Origin of the sequence: Roseovarius gaetbuli (assembly GCF_900172365.1) — a bacterium.
GTDB classification, from domain to species: domain Bacteria; phylum Pseudomonadota; class Alphaproteobacteria; order Rhodobacterales; family Rhodobacteraceae; genus Roseovarius; species Roseovarius gaetbuli.
Genome location: NZ_FWFJ01000044.1, coordinates 1 through 16,482 on the forward strand (window position 1 = coordinate 1; position 16,482 = coordinate 16,482).

A 16,482-nucleotide genomic window follows, 5' to 3' on the forward strand; every position below is an offset into this window, starting at 1 on the left:
TCTTCGGCGTATCGCAGTATCCGTAATTTACGCCCAATCTCGCGTTGATCCTTGTTCATGAACATCTCCTTCTTCCCAAATCTGGGACGTTAAAAGAAATGTCTCGCGAGTAACGGCATATCTACACCAGATGATAGGCTTTCGTAAACTGCCCATATTATGAGTGTGTAGATGAGAGCATGCAAATGGAATCTACCCGCAACAATAGAGGAGACTTGCATGAGCGCAAGCTCACCTCCCCTGCTTAGACGCGGCCCAGAAAAGCGAGAACATAGACGACTCCCGTCGATACCCGACCATGACGTCGCAGACCAAGTTTGCGAAACAGTGTAACTCTGCGGAAACCTGACCTTGTGGAACTGCGCAGAAAGGTTACGAGCAAATTATGGTGGTGTTCCGTCAGTTTGGCCGAGCCGTCCAGAAGGGCTGTTGCATTGGCGCGCACCCATGTCGCGTAATGTCCGGCCAAAAGGGCGCGCACGCGTTGATATGCAGCCCGCAGCCCCCGTGAGGCGCCCATTTCATTATCTGCGTGCTGCCGGTAGAGCGTGACCACCCGATGATCGAACACAACCTCTCCTCCGGCCCCCAGCACTACCAGAGAAATCCACCAATCATGATAGGGAATGTCTTGGGGCGCCCCCGCACGCCGTACCAGATCTTGCGCGGCCGGGTTCAGCACCATGTTATGGCCCGCCATTACATTGTGCAGCAACGCGACCCCGAAATTCAATGTTGTCACGCGCCGGTGAGATAATGCCTGCGGTCGGCCCGTGTCGTCAAAACAGCGGCTCATTGCAGAATAAAGCTGTGGCGCTTGTGAATGTGCATCGAGGGCTTGGGCTGCGCGCTCTAATTTATCGGGCAGCCAGATATCATCGTGGTCCGACAGCGCCACCAGTCCCTGTGGTCTATCTTCACGCATCAGCAATGACAGAAAGTTCTGCGCCGCACGGCCCCTGCGCGGCCCTTCAAACAGGCGAACCTCATGCGCCGCGCCATGCTCACGCGCAAACGCATTCAGAATACTGTGTGTCGCATCTACAGACCCATCGTCGCTCACCCATAAGGACCAATTGGTATGGGTTTGGGCCAGATAGGATTCAAGCTGCTGATCCAGATAGCGAGCACTGTTGAACGTGCACAAAAAGATGGTGATATGGGGACTTTGGCGGGGCATGGCACTGTCTAACGCCTTCATCGCGTTTGCACAGCAAAAAACCCACCCGTCAGCGGGCCTAGAGCGCAACGCACGGTGATATAAGGCTTAGTTTAACATGCAAGGTTAGGATCAGGTCAACTCAAACACACCGGAGCAAACCATGACGGATACCTCGCTTAGACTGAATTTGCCCTATATCCAACCTGCTCAGGCTCAAAAGCATGTCACCCATAATGAAGCATTGATGCGTTTGGATGCATTGGTGCAGACCGTTGTACAGGATCATCAACTTCAGACCCCTCCAGCGGCGCCCGCAGGTGGAGGGTGTTATGTTGTGGCGCCCGGCGGCACCGGGGCGTGGGCCGGCCAAGACAACGCACTGACGCTTTTTGACGGCGCAGGATGGGTCTTTCTATCCCCGCAGGCAGGGTGGTCGGCCTATTGCGTCGCAAGCAATGAAGCTCTGCGGTTTGATGGTCAGGATTGGGCACCTGCGGCTGATCTCACAAACCTGCCTCAGTTAGGCATTGCCGCCCAAGCAGATGACACCAACCGCCTAAGCTTGAGCAGTGCGGCAAGTTTGTTCAATCACGCCGGAGCAGGTCATCAGCTCAAGTTGAACAAGGCGCAACCCTCCGACACGGCCAGCCTGCTGTATCAGACCGGATTTTCGGGACGGGCAGAAATGGGGCTGGCGGGGGATGATGCATGGTCACTCAAGACAAGTAGCGACGGCACCGATTGGCGCGAAGTGCTGCGGGCAGATCCTGTCGGTCAGACCCTGACACTTGCTCCGGCAGGCCAGCCCCGCATGACGCTTAGCGATACCGATGCCACGCTGAATGTACCTTTGGGCGGCAGTGCCGTTCAGGCCGACGTGTTGGATACGACAGCAGGTACGCTGATGGCAACGGGTGCCTTTGGTCTTGGGGTGCCGCTGCAGCTTACAGGCCCTGCGCCTTTACAGGATCGCGATCTAAAGCCCGGTCTGTATACATACATGGCAAATAGTCTCTTGGGCGGGCCCGAAAGCGACGCCCATGCCCACACGTTGGTTGTGCAGCAAACAACATTTGACGGGCGGCGCAGCTACATTAGCCTGCGCACCACTGGCACAAGCGCAGCCCGCGCCTGGTTTGGAAGCCAGTCGAGCCCCAACAGTGCTATCTACTGGACCCGGCTCATCGATGAGAACCAGATCAGCGGCACAGTCACGCAAAATGGCGGCACGCCCACAGGGGCCATCATCGAAAAGGGCAGTAATGCCAACGGAAACTATACCCGCTGGGCCGATGGCACACAGATATGCTCCGTCTCGGACCTGAGCGGCAGTGCATCAATGGTTGCGGGGCAAACCGTCAGCGGGTATTGGACATACCCCGCCGCGTTCGTGACCTTTCCAAACGTCACCATCAGCCCGCGCACCTTGGGCACACAAACCGGCGCGCAGCTCACCGCAGAACAACTGAGAATCGGGCACGGGCACGGACCCAATGGGGCTTTCTGGGCCGTTCACTGCCGGAATGCTTCGATCAGCAACGTCCGCATTGATGCGACCGCCATTGGCCGCTGGTATTAAGGAGATACACCATGCACATAAGCTTTTCCCCTGTACGCGCGGATCACACATTGGCCGTTGCCTACAACAATGAAACCATCACTCTGAACGGAGCACTTTACGATTTTCAGGACATCCCTGAAGGAGAGGCCCTATCCCAGGACGTCCTGGAGTGTGAGCACATCGTAACAGACGTGGTGCGGCAAGATGGGGTGATCCATCTGACACTTGTCTTGCCTCATGGTCCTGATGCTGCCACCGAAGTCTTGTTTCCGACCCCCGTGACCGTCACTGGCAGTGGCAATTTGGTGTTGCCAGGGAAATAAGATGTCAGGAGGTTTGCGCGGTCAACGTCTTGCGCAAACCTGCCAACAACACCCGTGCCTGGGTCTGCGGATCGCTGTGACAGGGCACAACATGGCCTTGTGCACCTGCCGCTTTGACCGCTTCGGCCTGCGCGCCAAGATCAAAACAGAATACAGGCAACCCGGTCGCCAAAGCCTCATGAGTGGTATAGGAAAAAGTCTCGGGCCAGATCGATGCAATCAGCCATCCGGAAATCTGGTAGCGATGCGCCAAAAGCGCGATGTCTTTGCGCGCATAGGGTCCGTGTACAGTGACCCCCGGCAGCGGGGGGCATGCGGGATCAGGCGCACCTAACAAGACCAGATCCAAATCGCGCGTCCCTGTCTGAAGAGCCCGCCCCAGTGCGGCGACGACCAACGCCCCTTTTTGTATGTTGAGGTTTCCCAAAACGCCGATAACAGGCCGCGCGCCAGCACGTGGGACAACAGGGTCCGGCATATTTGTGAGAGCGTGGGGAATGACCTCAAGATGTCTTCCGATTTGTGGCCAGACAGCCAGAACATGGGTCCGGCTGTCGCGCGAGAATGTCACTACACGCGTGGCATGCTCCATCACATGCGCCCACCCGGCGCGCCACCGTGAAAGTGGCCCAAATGCCGTATGGGCAGGATCGGTGCTGTCATCGGGCACGCCCCCACGCCAAGCATGATCAGCATCCAAAAGGGTAAATGACGGGCTGAGCGGGTAATAATCGTGCATCTGGATCTCAAGTGTCGCCTTCCGACCTGCGGCAGCCTCTGTCAGATCAAGCAATCGCATGGGCAGCTCAGTGGGATGCGTATCACCTACCCCGCACACGTAAACCACATGGCGGTGACGGACGGGATCCAGCAGGCGCTGCACCAGTGCAAAGTCATCCGTACCGCCCATGACCAAACCAGCTGCACTGTGAACTTCCAGCCGCCACCGCATATCTGTGCCGACACGCAGCACGACGGCACCGCCCTGCACTTCAATATCTTGCGCCAGCCGCATCTGCAAATACTGCGCCACCCCCCCTCCCATGGCGTGGGACAGATACACCGGCACCGCCACATCGCCCGCCCGCTGCGCCAGCCAAGCGAGGGCAAGAGCCAAGCGGGGTGTAAGCATGGGGTCGGCACGCAAATAATCCTGCACTTCGATGTCATAAGAAGGATACCGCCGTGTGATCTGTTCGGCTGCTTGGGCAACTAGCCGCTGCTTTTGCGCACTGCCAAAGGACGCGCCCCCGCGGTGCTCTACGAACAAGTTCGCGACACCGACATGGCGTGCGCCCAGGGCGCGGGTCTTTTGGCACCAGTCGACCTCTTCACCGTAGCCAAGGCCAAAAACAGGGTCAAATCGCGGAACCTGCGCCAGCCATGCGCCAGACATACCCATACAAAACCCGACCCCAGTAGGCGCCGGAGCGTCTGCCGCTCCCCCCGCAAAGCTCTTGGCAACAATGTCCAATGCGTCCCCTTCGCCCGGTCGCAAAAGCGTGCGGGCACAGTTTGCCGGCACAGAGAAAATCTCGGCATCATTGGAAAAAGGGGTGGTGCTGGCCACAGCGTCGTTGCTCAAGATCGGGGCCAGCAGGCGTCCGGCCCAACCAATCGGTACAAACGCATCAGAGTTCAACAGCACAACAGGCCCGCCGCGCTCCAGCGCGACCTCGAACCCTCGGTTGACGCTGTGGATGAAACCCAGATTCTCGGCGTTCTCGATCAACTGAACGTTGTCATGTTCGCTCACCCAATCGCGCAGATAGGGTCGCACGTCAGGGTCGGTTGAGGCATCCTCGATGATCACCAAGTGAAAGGGCATATCGGTATGATGTGCAATCCGGCGCAACACTTCGGGCAGTATATCAAACGCGTTGTAAACGGGCAGGATACAGGTAAAGGTTGTCTGCACCTCGGGCGAAGAAGCGGGACCAGCAAAAAGCGCTGACTGCAAGGGCCGTGCAACCGGCAAGGTCCAAAAGCCGAGTGCCGCACGAATCCGTGGTCGCAGGGCCGGATCGCGGCTGTACGCCCAGCGCCCCACCAAAGGGACCGCAGTCACGAGGCGCCATGCGAATTTTGGCAAAAGCCGCGCCTTGGCAAGTGTCACAGCAGAGGGCGCGATGACCGGAAGATCAAAAACGTGGCTCTGCGAGCCTTCTAGGCTCAGCTGCACCTCCGGCACCGCCCCCACAGGCATATCAAGATTGAAAACACGCGCCTCCGGCCCCCCGCAATGGTCGCCAGAATGCTGTTTGGGCACCGAGGTGGCCGCCCGAACGCTCTCTTGGCCGCAGTGTAACTCCACAGCAGGCGCATATGCCCAACCCGTGACCTCCAGGCGGTTTCCGAGACGCGAAACACCCGTCACGGCGCCCCAGGTCTTGCCCTGTATTTTCAGGGTGCAGCCCGTTTGCCGAATTTCCAGATTTTGCGCGCAGTACCGCTTGAACAAACCATGTAGGCGGCGCAACACAGGACTTAATTTTCCAACAGGCGGCGGTGGTTGCGCCACAAAAGCAGCAAGCCGAACGTGAAGGTAGACACCGCAATACCCCAGACATAGAGCAGACTGATGTAGTCATCCTTATACGCCGCGTAAAACCCACTGCGCATCAAGCCGATCACATGTATCAATGGATTATACCACAAAATATCCTGAGCGACCTTTGGCATGTCTCCGAACATGAAGAAAATGCCAGAAATAATGAAAAGCGGACGTGTCAGGATTTGCCAGGTGCGTTCCCAGACAGAAAAACTTGTCATCAAGAAACAGTTGAGGGTTCCGATCCCGATCCCAAGGGCTGCCGTGCTTATGATGCCCAGCAAGATATAGGGCAGATCAATTTGCGCACGCGCGCCCAAAACGAAGATCAATGTTGTGAAGATGATGTAGGCGATCATCATATGTGTCAGCAAAACCAGCAAGAACCGTGCGATCAAAGCATCCAGGAACGTCACCGCCGGATAGGCCAGCAAGGGGCGAGAGAACTTGATCGAGGTCGCCATTTTATTGGCAATCTCGTTGAACATCATAAACGGCAGGAAACCGCTGGCATAGAAAAGAGGAAAGCTATTGCCCAAAGGTGGGCTGGCAAAAGCGAAAGAGAACACTGCGGACAAGACCAGCAGGCCTGCAACAGGATCGACAATCGCCCAAAGATAGCCCCCCGGAGAGCGACCATGAGTCGTGGACATCTCTCGCAGTATCAGAGCCATAATGGTGCGCGGGGTCCGAAAACTCCGAGCGCGCAGAGCGTCTTGCCTTAGCCGCTTTGCACGGCCTTGCTCAGTTAGGTCAGGCATCGATATCTCCAAACACTCACTGGAACTACCATTCACAATCAAGTATGAAAACAGCTAAGTATTGATTTTATTCCGACAGTATCTTGAACTGGGGCAACCACTGTGGACACCGCAGATAAAGACGACAAAGTACAACCGTCAAATGATAAGACCGCAGGTGCTTCGGCTGGCAGCAAAACCAGAACATCAGGCGACCAGGCACCAGCCACATCCGCCACACCTGCATACCATGGTTATTCAGCGCGCAAGACCCGGCCCAAGGCCCTCACCAAGACACACGCGCCGCCCGCCACGACCAAGGCCGATCCTGCGTCAACACGCGAGACAGCCCCCGAAAAGCCCATTGCGGGACCCGCAAGTCCCGAACGGCGGCACTACTACATTCTTACCTCTTTCGTGATTTTGGTGCTCATCCCAGCCTGTGTTGCCGCGTTTTATTTGTGGGTGGTGGCTAAAGATCAATATGCCTCCACTCTGGCTTTTTCGATCCGCAAGGGAGAGGTGTCGTCTTCTCTCGATCTTCTGGGCGGGCAGATCGCTCAATTGAGCGGCGGCGGTGGTGCCGAAACGGATGTCTTGTATGAATTCATCCGCAGCCAGGGATTGGTCTCAAAGATTGACGCTGATCTGAACCTTAAAGACATCTATAGCGCAGCATGGCCGCAGGACATGATTTTTGCCTATAATCCCAAGGGCACCATTGAAGATCTTATCCGACACTGGAAGCGTAAGGTCCAGATTACCTATGATACCGGATCGGGGTTGATGACCCTCCGGGCATTGGCGTTTGACCGTCTTGCAGCACAGGACATTGCTCAAAAGATCCTTGAGGAAAGCACCTCGATGATCAACGCTCTGTCCGAGGATGCGCGCGCGGATGCGACCCAGTTTGCCCAAGCTGAAGTCGACCGCGCCATTGAGCGCCTCAAGCAGGCCCGCAGCGATCTGACCACCTTCAGGCTGGAGTCACAGATCGTGGATCCACAAGCCGATCTTCAAGGCCAAATGGGAGTGCTCAACAGCCTTCAGGCAAACTTGGCTGATTCGCTGGTGGAATTGGATCTGCTGCAAGGGATAAGCAGTGAAAACGACCCCAGGGTGCGGCAAGCCGAGCGCCGCATCGAGGTGATTGAAAATCGGATCAGCGCCGAACGCGAAAAATTCGGCATCGGCGGCAAAGGCCCCGGCGGCGAAGACTTTGCCACCATTGTGGCTGACTACGAACGCCTGAGCGTCGACCGCGAGTTTGCCGAAGAAACCTACCGTGCCGCATTGGTCAGCTACGACGCTGCTCAGGCCGAAGCCAAGCGAAAGTCCTTCTATCTGGCCGCCCACATCCAGCCCACACTGGCCGAGCGGTCCGACTTTCCAAAACGCTGGACGCTACAGGCGCTCACCAGTTTTTTCTTGCTGATGGCCTGGTCAATCGGAGTTCTGGTTTATTACAGCATCCGCGATCGTCGGTAAGCCAGTGATCGAGCTTCGGAACCTTACCAAGACGTTTACGGTCGATGGGCGGCAAAGTATTGTGGCGAACAAGATCAACGCGGTCTTTCCCACAGGCGTATCTGTGGGCCTTTTGGGGCGTAACGGCGCGGGTAAATCAACCTTACTCAAGATCATTGCAGGCACGATGGACGCCACAGCGGGACGGGTGGTTTCAGATGGCACGGTGTCTTGGCCGGTTGGCTTTGCCGGCAGTTTTCACCCCGATCTGTCAGGGGTGCAAAACACCCGCTTCATCGCAAGGGTCTACGGGGTCGATACCAATGTGCTTGTGGATTTCGTCGAGGATTTTGCAGAATTGGGTCAGCACTTCCATCAGCCCTTTCGCACCTATTCGTCAGGCATGCGTTCCCGTCTGGCCTTTGGAGTCAGCATGGGCATCCGGTTTGACACCTATCTGGTAGACGAAGTTACCAGCGTTGGAGATGCTGCGTTTCGCGAGAAAAGCGGTCAGGTCTTTCAGCGCCGCATGGAAAGCAGCGGGGCCATCGTGGTCAGCCACTCCATGGCAATGTTGGAGAACATGTGCACGATGGGCATGGTTCTGGAGAACGGCAATCTGGTTGTGCACGACAACATTCAAGACGCAATCAAACACCACCTGCGCAACATGAGGACCTGATCTGCGCAGCGGTTGGCTTGCGGTATCATCGGCCTCAGGCGCGCGGGATAAAAGCAACAGATATTCCCCCATGACAAGCGCAAGGCCATCCCCTAGACAGACATAATGCAAGCTCCGAGACAAAGGCCCGCACCATGGAACAAGAACAGACCACACTGCCCGGTGTACAGATCCTGATCCCCCGCCGGATCGAGGATGCGCGCGGTTTTTTCAGTGAGACATGGAACAAAGAAACCTTGCTGGGCCTCGGAATTGATGTCGATTTTGTGCAAGACAATCATTCACTCAGCCGCGAAGCAGGCGTGGTGCGCGGGTTGCATTTTCAGGCCCCGCCCCATGCGCAGGACAAACTGGTACGGGTTGGTGCAGGCGCCATTCTGGACGTGGCCGTGGACATCCGCACCGGATCCCCGCAATTCGGCAAATGGACTGCTATAAAAATCTCGGCACGGAATGGTCGTCAGGTATTCATCCCAAAAGGCTTCCTGCATGGCTTTGTCACACTGGAACCCAATACGGAGATTTTGTACAAAACCTCCGATGTCTATGCGCCCGACTGCGACGGCAGTGTCTATTTTGCGGATCCCGATCTGGGGATCGACTGGGGGCTTTGCGCTGACAGGGCCATCTTGTCAGACAAAGACCGCAACGCACAGCGCTTTGCAGATTTCAAATCACCATTCACCTTTGAAGGATAAGACATGAAGTTGCTAGTAACCGGGGGGGCAGGTTTCATCGGCTCGGCCGTTGTCCGTCTGGCAATCGCGCGCGGCCACCGTGTGACCAATCTCGATGCGCTGACCTATGCCGCCTGTCTGGACAATGTGGCCAGTGTTGCAAACGACCCTCTGTACAGCTTTGTGCAGGCCGACATCCGTGACCGGACCGCCTTGGACCGTGTCTTTGCCGATCATGCTCCGGATGCGGTGATGCATCTCGCTGCCGAAAGCCATGTGGACCGCTCTATCGACGGGCCCTCTGATTTTATCGAGACGAACATCACCGGCACCTTTCATATGCTGGAGGCCGCGCGCAGCTATTGGATGGCCGCAGACAAACCCGAGAGCTTCCGCTTTCACCACATCTCGACCGACGAGGTCTTTGGCACCCTGGGCGAGACCGGCCAGTTCACCGAAGACACGCCTTATGCCCCCAACAGTCCCTATTCCGCGTCCAAAGCGGCCAGCGACCATCTGGTGCGCGCCTGGTCAGAGACCTACGGCTTGCCGGTCGTGCTCAGCAATTGCTCCAATAACTATGGGCCGTTCCACTTCCCCGAAAAACTGATCCCCGTCGTCATCCTCAATGCGCTGGCGGGAAAGCCTATCCCGATCTACGGCAAGGGCGAGAATGTGCGCGATTGGCTCTATGTCGAAGATCACGCCGACGCGCTGCTGACGGTGCTTGAGAAGGGCGCGCTCGGGCGCAGCTATAACATCGGCGGCGAAAACGAAGTGCGCAACATCGACCTGGTCCATATGATCTGCGCCCATCTCGATGCCATGCGCCCCGCCGCTTCGCCCTATGCTGATCTCATCACCTATGTCACTGACCGCCCCGGCCATGATGCGCGCTATGCCATCGACCCCGAGCGCATCAGCTCGGAGCTGGGTTGGCGCCCATCCGTCACGTTGGAACAGGGACTTGAGAAAACCGTGCGCTGGTATCTCGACAACGAAGACTGGTGGCGCGCCTTGCAAAGCCGCGACGGGGTGGGCGACCGACTGGGCAAGACCGCATGAGCCTGCTGATCTTTGGCAAAACCGGACAAGTGGCACAGGCATTGCAGGCCACAACCCCTGTGACCGCGCTGGACCGTAGCGCAGCAGATCTCGCTGACCCTGCCGCTTGCGCGCGCGCCATCCATGCACATGCCCCCCGAGCCGTGATCAATGCCGCAGGCTGGACCGCTGTGGACGATGCCGAAGACCACCCCGAAGCCGCCCATGTCATCAACGCACTGGCCCCCGCAGCAATGGCAGCGGCCTGTGCCGAGCGGAATATTCCCTTTGTCCATATCTCGACGGATTACGTTTTTGACGGCCAAGGGAACACACCCTATGCGCCCGACGATCCCGCAGCCCCTCTGGGGGTCTACGGGATAACCAAAGAGGCGGGCGAACGGGCCGTGCGCGCCGCGGGAGGATGCAGCGCGATCCTGCGCACGTCGTGGGTGTTCTCCGCCCACGGGAACAATTTTGTGAAAACAATGCTGCGTCTGGGGACCCAACGGGACGCCCTGAGCATTGTGAACGACCAGATTGGCGGGCCTACCCCCGCCCGCGCCATTGCAGCCGCCTGCCTCGAAATGGCGACACAGTTGCACACCAACCCCGACCGCGCGGGCACATACCACCTGTCGGGTGATCCCGATGTCAGTTGGGCCGCTTTCGCCACCGAGATTTTTGCCCAGGCCGGTCTGGCCTGCACCGTGACCCCGATCCCCTCGGCAGAGTTTCCCACGAAAGCACGGCGTCCGGCCAATTCACGACTGTCGTGTGACAGCCTGGCGGCGACGTTCGGCATCACGCGCCCCGATTGGCGTCTGGACCTTGCCGACGTGCTATATGATTTGAAAGGCTCCCCCTTATGACAGTTCCCGTCACACCCGCGTCCAACCGCAAAGGCATCATCCTTGCCGGCGGCTCTGGCACGCGGCTCTATCCGATCACCATCGGCGTGTCCAAACAGTTGATGCCGATTTACGACAAGCCGATGATCTATTACCCGCTGTCAGTGCTCATGCTGGCGGGCATCCGCGATGTTGCAATCATCACCACCCCTCAGGATCAGGACCAATTTCGCCGAGTGCTGGGTGATGGGCGCCAATGGGGTATGACCCTGACCTATGTGATACAGGAACACCCCGGCGGTCTGGCGCAGGCCTATACCCTGACCGAAGCGTTCCTGGACGGTGCACCATCCTGCATGGTTCTGGGCGACAACATCTTCTTTGGCCATGGGCTGGCCGAACTGCTGCATGCCGCCGATACCAAGACCGAAGGCGCCACCGTGTTCGGCTACCGCGTGGCGGATCCCGAACGCTACGGCGTGGTGGCGATGGACGAGGCGGGCCGCGTTACCAAGATCATCGAGAAACCCAAGGTGCCCCCATCGAATTACGCGGTCACGGGCCTCTATTTTCTGGATGGTCGCGCCTCCGAAATGGCGCACAAGGTGCAACCCTCCGAGCGCGGCGAAGTGGAGATCACCACCCTGCTGGAGATGTATCTGGAGGAAGGCACGCTGGACGTACAGCGCATGGGCCGCGGTTTTGCCTGGCTGGATACCGGCACCCACGACAGTCTGCTGGATGCGGGCAATTTCGTGCGCACCTTGCAGAAACGTCAGGGCCTGCAAACCGGCTGTCCGGAAGAAATCGCTTACCGCCTGGGCTGGATCGACCGCGCACAGCTGCAATCCGTGGCCAACCATATGTCCAAGAACGACTATGGCCGCTATCTCGACAACCTGCTGTCAGAGTAGACAGGTTCCTCTTGGGCGCAGGACCCCTTCATTGTGCAGGGCCGTGGATGAATGCGGCGTCGTTGAACTCTTGTGACAACTGTTCAAAATAGCTGAATGGTGCGTTGAACTTATCACCAATGAGGCGCGCCCGATCATACCGTGAGCCAAACAAGCCCTCCATACCTTCAAACCCGCCCCTGACTTCAAGAAAATGCTCTTTTTCAAAGCTATGTTTCGAGACCACATATTTCTGGAATGCGTGATAAAAGCGTTCCATTCCAATCATAACTTTGGGGTGTTGGCTGACACCTGAAGCAAGGGCGGGTTTTTTGCATCTAACCCTCTCTAATGGACTTCAATTTCTCTGCCTGAAGGAAAATTCGGGTTCAGGCGCATAGCGCGAAGTGTCCGTCGTCATATAAAATCCAAACCCGCAAACTCTCGTTATGAATGAGGGACCCTCGGGGGGCAGGTCGGCGACGTTGATCTCGAGGTCAAACTCGGCGAATGGGAGCGGTTCTACAACTTCGCCAGACCGCACGGCGCACACAACGGCCAGACACCATCGTCCCGACGGACCAAAGGGCAATCATGCACTAACTGTCAACTTGGACCACTCAGGTGGGGCTGCTCAGCCCGGCTCAAGCCAGTTTCTTCGGACAATGCTCATCACGCTGATGCATGTTATTGTCTCGCTGATCATTCTGGGCGATAAATTTTTGGAGGGCGTACTAAAACGCCGCCCGAATGCCTTTATAAATCACATCAAAACACATCAAAAAAGGAGCGCCAAGTGACCGAAAGGTCATCGCAAAGCGTTCCTTTGATGAGGTTCAAACCAAGGAAACCAAAAATGAAACTTCTCTGGACCACGGCACTTTGTACCGGGATGGCGTTGGCCTTTGCTGGTCCACTGGCGGCAATGGATAAAACCCTGTCTGGCGTAGAGGTCAACGTTGATCTGAGCGCCTTCGAAGATAACAATGTTCTCGACTACTGGTCGACGTTGGGGGAAGACATTACCACGGCTATTGCCGCCCAAGTGACTGTCGATGATACCGCCGAAGCACCGCGGATCTCGGTTGAGATCAATAAAGTTGCGATTGACGGCGATACAGTGCTGCCGGACTCGGGCGAGTTCAATCAACTTGAAGGCACGGTCACCACTTTCGCAGGGATAAACACGACCACTACGCAATCGGCCGAAGTGAACGGCGCGGATGCCAACATCGGGAGCTATCCACTGCGTCTGAGTGCCGTAACCGGTGATCAGGCCGTCCCGGAAGGCTGGGTTGTCGTGCCGCCGTCGCAGGACGATTTCTACAACGCCCTCATCACTGCCTATGCCGCGGCGATTGTCGAGCGTATCGAAGAATAAGGGTCGACATGACACGCCAATCCAACGAAAGTTGGATTGGCGTTTTTTGGTGATTGTGACATTCGAACCTGCAGCCCTTTTTTTCGCAGGCGAGTCCCTAAAACCGCGTTCAATCCTCCCGCCGCGGTCGCTCGGGCCGATATCGACCAATCTGCCGCCCCGTAACGGGATCGTATAGAAGGATGCCCCCAGTGAGCGGCGCATGTGCTCAGAGAACTGCGCAGTAGTTCGCCAAAATAAAGATCAGCGCATTATGCCTGATCATTCACCCAGATATGGATGTTCAACCATGAGATACACAGCCCTCGCTCTTACGACCGTCCTTACCTGCGCGGCCGCACCCGGTCTTGAGGCGCGCGTTTCGCTTCCCGGTTTCCCGATGTCCACGCTGAGCGTGCCCGCGAGCCCAGGCACCCAGATCGTCAAGATCAAGGAGAAAAAGGAGAAAAAGGCCAACAAGGGAAACAACGGAAAGGGTAGCGACAACAAGAAGGTAAAGAATGCGCAGAAGAAAAAACCTGAACATTCCAACGACGACAAGACGCGCGACAAGCGCAATGTGAAGGTCAAGCGGTCAAAGGACGAGCGCGCGCGCCACTCCGACGAAATCTTGCATTTGCGCGCACCGGAAGGCCGCGACATGAGGGGGCTTCTAGGCGCCGGGCCGCTCGTGCTTTTGGGGTCTGATGTGATCTTTGCCGATGTCCCCGACGACCGCCTTCTGAGGTATCGCAACTGCCCCCCCGGTCTTGCCAAGAAAGATCCGCCTTGCGTGCCCCCCGGCCTTGCGAAAAAGGGCGTCAGTTATGACGAATGGATCACCTATGACGACGACCGGCTTGATGCGATTTACCTTGATCGGCGTCGCGACTATCTGAATCATGACGTAGATCTTTATGACGACAATCTGTTGCTCAATTCAGCCCAGATAGAATCGCTTTACGGGTTAGGCCCCACTCCTGCTGGCAAACGCTATGCGCTGATTGATGGTCAGCCGGTGCTGCTGAGCGATGATGATTATACATCGCTGCTTCATATCCACGATCTTGCCTCGGTCGCAAACCTGCCCGCAGGGCTGCGTGTTGCGCCTACGGCGGCGTTGACTCAGAACGAATTGCGCCAGACTTACCGTCTTCCAGTACTAGAGCCAGGATATAATTATGCTGTCGTGAATGGCGAGCTGGTGACGTTGCAGGACAGTGCCTTTGAGACGTTGCAGTTGATCCGGATCGCACGGTCCATCTTTTGAGGCGGCCCTTTTCGGCAAATGGTTTGGCGGGTGCTCTTATAGGGGGATCCAACGGCGGATCGGCGAGAATGATGTCTTGGCCCCACGGGCTGACCAAGACGATCCCGCCCGTGTTTGATGTTCAGTGAGAGGGAAAGAGCCATGAGTAACCCTCCTGCTCCCCGGACAGAAGGCCCGACGAGCCGAGCGTGCTATCATTGGCCCAGTGTCGGGATCTTCATTCTGCTGCTTGGGAGCGTCATCGTCGCTTCGCGCAGTTTCCTGATGCCGGTGGTTCTTGCCTTCCTTCTTTCGCTGACCTTCTCGCCCATTCGGCGCGGCATGAGCCGTCTGGGGATTGCACCTTTTGTCACGGCCGTGACGGTGATTGTTTTCATCATCGGGTTGACTGGCGCAGCCATCATGGGCTTGTCCCAACCGGTTCAGTCCTACGCGAAGAACGCCCCGCAGATCATGCGGGATGTGGAGTGGAAGCTGCGCGGGCTGAACTCGGCCATGGACAATATGGCCAAGGCGAGCGACGAGGTTGAAAAGCTGGCGGATGGTGGGACATCCACCACGCGGTCCGATCCCGAACGTGTGATCGTGGACAAGCCCTCCTTACTTCAGAACGCTGTTGCCAACACGCCTGTTATAATTGCGCAGCTTGTTATGACCCTGGCGCTTTTGTTTTTCATGATCGCCTCGGGAGACATGTTTTATGAAAAGATCATCCAGGCCAGCCCGACGTTCAGCGACAAGCGCCGGGCCCTGAAGATCATGTTTCAGATCGAACGCAAGATTAGCCGCTATTTCCTGACGATAACGTTGATCAACGCCTGTTTGGGAATTGCAATCGGGCTGGTGCTCTATCTCGCGGGGATGCCGAATCCGGCGGTCTTTGGCGTCATGGCCTTCGTGTTGAACTACATTCCGTTTCTCGGGGCCGTTTCGGGCGCTGCAGTGACATTTGCAATCGGGATCGTGTCGTTGGATACAGTGGGTGAAGCCGGGTTGATGGCCAGCATCTATCTGGGCATGAATGCGGTCGAAGGCCAGCTCATCACCCCCTACGCCGTGGGTCGCAGCCTGAGGCTCAACCCGGTGGTGGTGTTTCTGATGGTCGCGTTCTGGGGCTGGGCCTGGTCTGTGATCGGTATGGTCATCGCTGTGCCGATGCTGATCACGCTGCGCGCATTCTCCGAATATGTGCCGACGCTACGCAACCTCAGAATTTTTCTGTCCGACCGGGCCACACCTGCCGAAGATAGCTTAGCTCGCACCGAGAAGACTTCGGGGACGATGTAGACCAATACCGGTTTCTGCAAGGGCAGGGTCGCTGAGGTGCTCTTGCCTTTTCAGGACAGTTCTGCGGCTTCGGGCCTGCGCCTGTCTGACCTGTTCGATCCCAACCCATGCAATCTGATCGCGGTCAGAGTTGACGGTTCCTCCTTCAAGGGCAAGCCGGTGAACGGCCGCGACGCTGTATTCGCGGCGCTCTGCCGGATTTAGGGTGCCATCCCGGGCCGAAACTGCGTCGATTTCATCCCGACATGCGTGGCAATTTCGGCTCAGGATCGGTTTCAGGCACGTTTGATCAGACGTATCAGGAACAGCAGGATCACCGCCCCGACGGTAGCGTGGATGATGGCGCCAGCTATTCCGGTACCGACACTCAGGCCCAGCATAGGAAAAATCAGACCGGCCACAAACGCTCCGACGATCCCGACCACGATGTTGCCAAGCAGGCCAAAACCATAGCCCTTAACGATCAGCCCAGCGAGCCAACCAGCCACTGCACCTACCAAGATTATTACTAAAAGACTTTCGAGAGCCATTTTGGATCCTTTCCATTATGCGTGAAATCATCGAAAAATTGAGACGCCAGTTACCGCAGCATCGCTAATGCCCTGCGTCCTGTC

At 57.1% G+C, this 16,482-nt stretch carries 16 protein-coding genes and 1 pseudogene; 12 read left to right on the forward strand and 5 right to left on the reverse strand.

Annotated features, from left to right (window positions below; genetic code table 11):
• Positions 1–244: 244 nt before the first annotated feature.
• Entirely contained in the window at positions 245–1,180 is a 936-nt protein-coding gene (locus ROG8370_RS16400) for a glycosyltransferase (protein ID WP_170925276.1), read from the reverse strand.
• Between the two features lie 142 nt (positions 1,181–1,322).
• On the opposite strand from ROG8370_RS16400, the gene ROG8370_RS21060 reads away from it, so the two are divergent.
• On the forward strand, positions 1,323–2,741 hold the full coding sequence (locus ROG8370_RS21060; RefSeq protein WP_085828253.1) for a DUF2793 domain-containing protein: 1,419 nt from the start codon (positions 1,323–1,325) through the stop codon (positions 2,739–2,741).
• A gap of 11 nt (positions 2,742–2,752) precedes the next feature.
• The gene (locus ROG8370_RS16410) at positions 2,753–3,046 is read left to right on the forward strand and encodes a hypothetical protein (protein WP_085828254.1); all 294 of its coding nucleotides are present in this window, start codon (positions 2,753–2,755) and stop codon (positions 3,044–3,046) included.
• A 4-nt stretch (positions 3,047–3,050) separates the two neighbouring features.
• Here ROG8370_RS16410 and ROG8370_RS16415 read toward each other — a convergent pair whose 3' ends face one another.
• Together ROG8370_RS16415 and ROG8370_RS16420 are read right to left on the reverse strand one after the other, a co-directional pair.
• A complete protein-coding gene (locus tag ROG8370_RS16415) occupies positions 3,051–5,525 on the reverse strand; it encodes a glycosyltransferase (RefSeq protein WP_139838190.1) in 2,475 nt (824 codons plus the stop codon).
• 8 nt (positions 5,526–5,533) lie between these two features.
• Entirely contained in the window at positions 5,534–6,358 is an 825-nt protein-coding gene (locus ROG8370_RS16420) for an ABC transporter permease (protein ID WP_245827450.1), read from the reverse strand.
• A gap of 102 nt (positions 6,359–6,460) precedes the next feature.
• Between ROG8370_RS16420 and ROG8370_RS16425 the strand changes: the two genes are divergently transcribed.
• The 6 genes from ROG8370_RS16425 to rfbA all read left to right on the forward strand — a co-directional run bounded on the left by ROG8370_RS16425 (position 6,461) and on the right by rfbA (position 11,972).
• Positions 6,461–7,825: a sugar transporter gene (locus ROG8370_RS16425; protein WP_139838192.1), complete on the forward strand. Its 1,365-nt coding sequence runs from the start codon at positions 6,461–6,463 to the stop codon at positions 7,823–7,825.
• A 4-nt stretch (positions 7,826–7,829) separates the two neighbouring features.
• Complete coding sequence (locus tag ROG8370_RS16430; protein WP_085828258.1) at positions 7,830–8,486, forward strand: ABC transporter ATP-binding protein; 657 nt, start codon at positions 7,830–7,832, stop codon at positions 8,484–8,486.
• A 134-nt stretch (positions 8,487–8,620) separates the two neighbouring features.
• Positions 8,621–9,184, forward strand: a complete 564-nt coding sequence (gene rfbC, locus ROG8370_RS16435) for a dTDP-4-dehydrorhamnose 3,5-epimerase (RefSeq protein ID WP_085828259.1) — start codon at positions 8,621–8,623, stop codon at positions 9,182–9,184.
• Between the two features lie 3 nt (positions 9,185–9,187).
• Entirely contained in the window at positions 9,188–10,228 is a 1,041-nt protein-coding gene (rfbB, locus tag ROG8370_RS16440) for a dTDP-glucose 4,6-dehydratase (protein WP_085828260.1), read from the forward strand.
• Positions 10,225–11,079, forward strand: a complete 855-nt coding sequence (gene rfbD, locus ROG8370_RS16445; RefSeq protein ID WP_085828261.1) for a dTDP-4-dehydrorhamnose reductase — start codon at positions 10,225–10,227, stop codon at positions 11,077–11,079. The genes rfbB and rfbD overlap by 4 nt, the downstream gene beginning before the upstream one ends.
• Positions 11,076–11,972 (forward strand): glucose-1-phosphate thymidylyltransferase RfbA, encoded by an 897-nt coding sequence (gene rfbA, locus ROG8370_RS16450; protein ID WP_085828262.1) that lies wholly within the window; start codon positions 11,076–11,078, stop codon positions 11,970–11,972. Before rfbD ends, rfbA begins: the two co-directional genes overlap by 4 nt.
• Before the next feature lie 28 nt (positions 11,973–12,000).
• Here rfbA and ROG8370_RS16455 read toward each other — a convergent pair whose 3' ends face one another.
• The gene (locus ROG8370_RS16455) at positions 12,001–12,231 is read right to left on the reverse strand and encodes a hypothetical protein (RefSeq protein ID WP_085828263.1); all 231 of its coding nucleotides are present in this window, start codon (positions 12,229–12,231) and stop codon (positions 12,001–12,003) included.
• A 198-nt stretch (positions 12,232–12,429) separates the two neighbouring features.
• Here ROG8370_RS16455 and ROG8370_RS20285 point away from each other — a divergent pair.
• From ROG8370_RS20285 to ROG8370_RS16470, 4 genes and pseudogenes are all read left to right on the forward strand, one after another.
• Positions 12,430–12,519, forward strand: a pseudogene (locus tag ROG8370_RS20285) (IS481 family transposase); the annotation flags it as partial.
• Between the two features lie 288 nt (positions 12,520–12,807).
• On the forward strand, positions 12,808–13,332 hold the full coding sequence (locus tag ROG8370_RS16460) for a hypothetical protein (RefSeq protein WP_139838193.1): 525 nt from the start codon (positions 12,808–12,810) through the stop codon (positions 13,330–13,332).
• A gap of 202 nt (positions 13,333–13,534) precedes the next feature.
• Positions 13,535–14,581, forward strand: coding sequence for a transketolase (locus ROG8370_RS16465; RefSeq protein ID WP_245827454.1), 1,047 nt, complete (start codon positions 13,535–13,537; stop codon positions 14,579–14,581).
• A 141-nt stretch (positions 14,582–14,722) separates the two neighbouring features.
• The gene (locus tag ROG8370_RS16470) at positions 14,723–15,868 is read left to right on the forward strand and encodes an AI-2E family transporter (RefSeq protein WP_170925277.1); all 1,146 of its coding nucleotides are present in this window, start codon (positions 14,723–14,725) and stop codon (positions 15,866–15,868) included.
• Between the two features lie 275 nt (positions 15,869–16,143).
• Here the strand turns inward: ROG8370_RS16470 and ROG8370_RS16475 are convergent, their stop codons facing one another.
• Positions 16,144–16,398 carry a GlsB/YeaQ/YmgE family stress response membrane protein gene (locus ROG8370_RS16475; RefSeq protein WP_085828265.1) on the reverse strand — a complete coding sequence of 85 codons (255 nt, stop codon included), beginning with the start codon at positions 16,396–16,398 and terminating at the stop codon, positions 16,144–16,146.
• Positions 16,399–16,482: the final 84 nt, after the last annotated feature.

Excerpts from the sequence above, each read along its gene's own strand:
- ROG8370_RS21060 (WP_085828253.1), top strand. The coding sequence starts at position 1,323 with ATGACGGATACCTCGCTTAGACTGAATTTGCCCTATATCCAACCTGCT.
- ROG8370_RS16400 (WP_170925276.1), bottom strand. The coding sequence starts at position 1,180 with ATGCCCCGCCAAAGTCCCCATATCACCATCTTTTTGTGCACGTTCAAC.
- ROG8370_RS16460 (WP_139838193.1), top strand. The coding sequence starts at position 12,808 with ATGAAACTTCTCTGGACCACGGCACTTTGTACCGGGATGGCGTTGGCC.
- rfbD (WP_085828261.1), top strand. The coding sequence starts at position 10,225 with ATGAGCCTGCTGATCTTTGGCAAAACCGGACAAGTGGCACAGGCATTG.
- ROG8370_RS16475 (WP_085828265.1), bottom strand. The coding sequence starts at position 16,398 with ATGGCTCTCGAAAGTCTTTTAGTAATAATCTTGGTAGGTGCAGTGGCT.
- rfbC (WP_085828259.1), top strand. The coding sequence starts at position 8,621 with ATGGAACAAGAACAGACCACACTGCCCGGTGTACAGATCCTGATCCCC.
- rfbB (WP_085828260.1), top strand. The coding sequence starts at position 9,188 with ATGAAGTTGCTAGTAACCGGGGGGGCAGGTTTCATCGGCTCGGCCGTT.
- ROG8370_RS16470 (WP_170925277.1), top strand. The coding sequence starts at position 14,723 with ATGAGTAACCCTCCTGCTCCCCGGACAGAAGGCCCGACGAGCCGAGCG.
- ROG8370_RS16455 (WP_085828263.1), bottom strand. The coding sequence starts at position 12,231 with ATGGAACGCTTTTATCACGCATTCCAGAAATATGTGGTCTCGAAACAT.
- ROG8370_RS16410 (WP_085828254.1), top strand. The coding sequence starts at position 2,753 with ATGCACATAAGCTTTTCCCCTGTACGCGCGGATCACACATTGGCCGTT.
- ROG8370_RS16465 (WP_245827454.1), top strand. The coding sequence starts at position 13,535 with ATGTGCTCAGAGAACTGCGCAGTAGTTCGCCAAAATAAAGATCAGCGC.
- ROG8370_RS16420 (WP_245827450.1), bottom strand. The coding sequence starts at position 6,358 with ATGCCTGACCTAACTGAGCAAGGCCGTGCAAAGCGGCTAAGGCAAGAC.
- rfbA (WP_085828262.1), top strand. The coding sequence starts at position 11,076 with ATGACAGTTCCCGTCACACCCGCGTCCAACCGCAAAGGCATCATCCTT.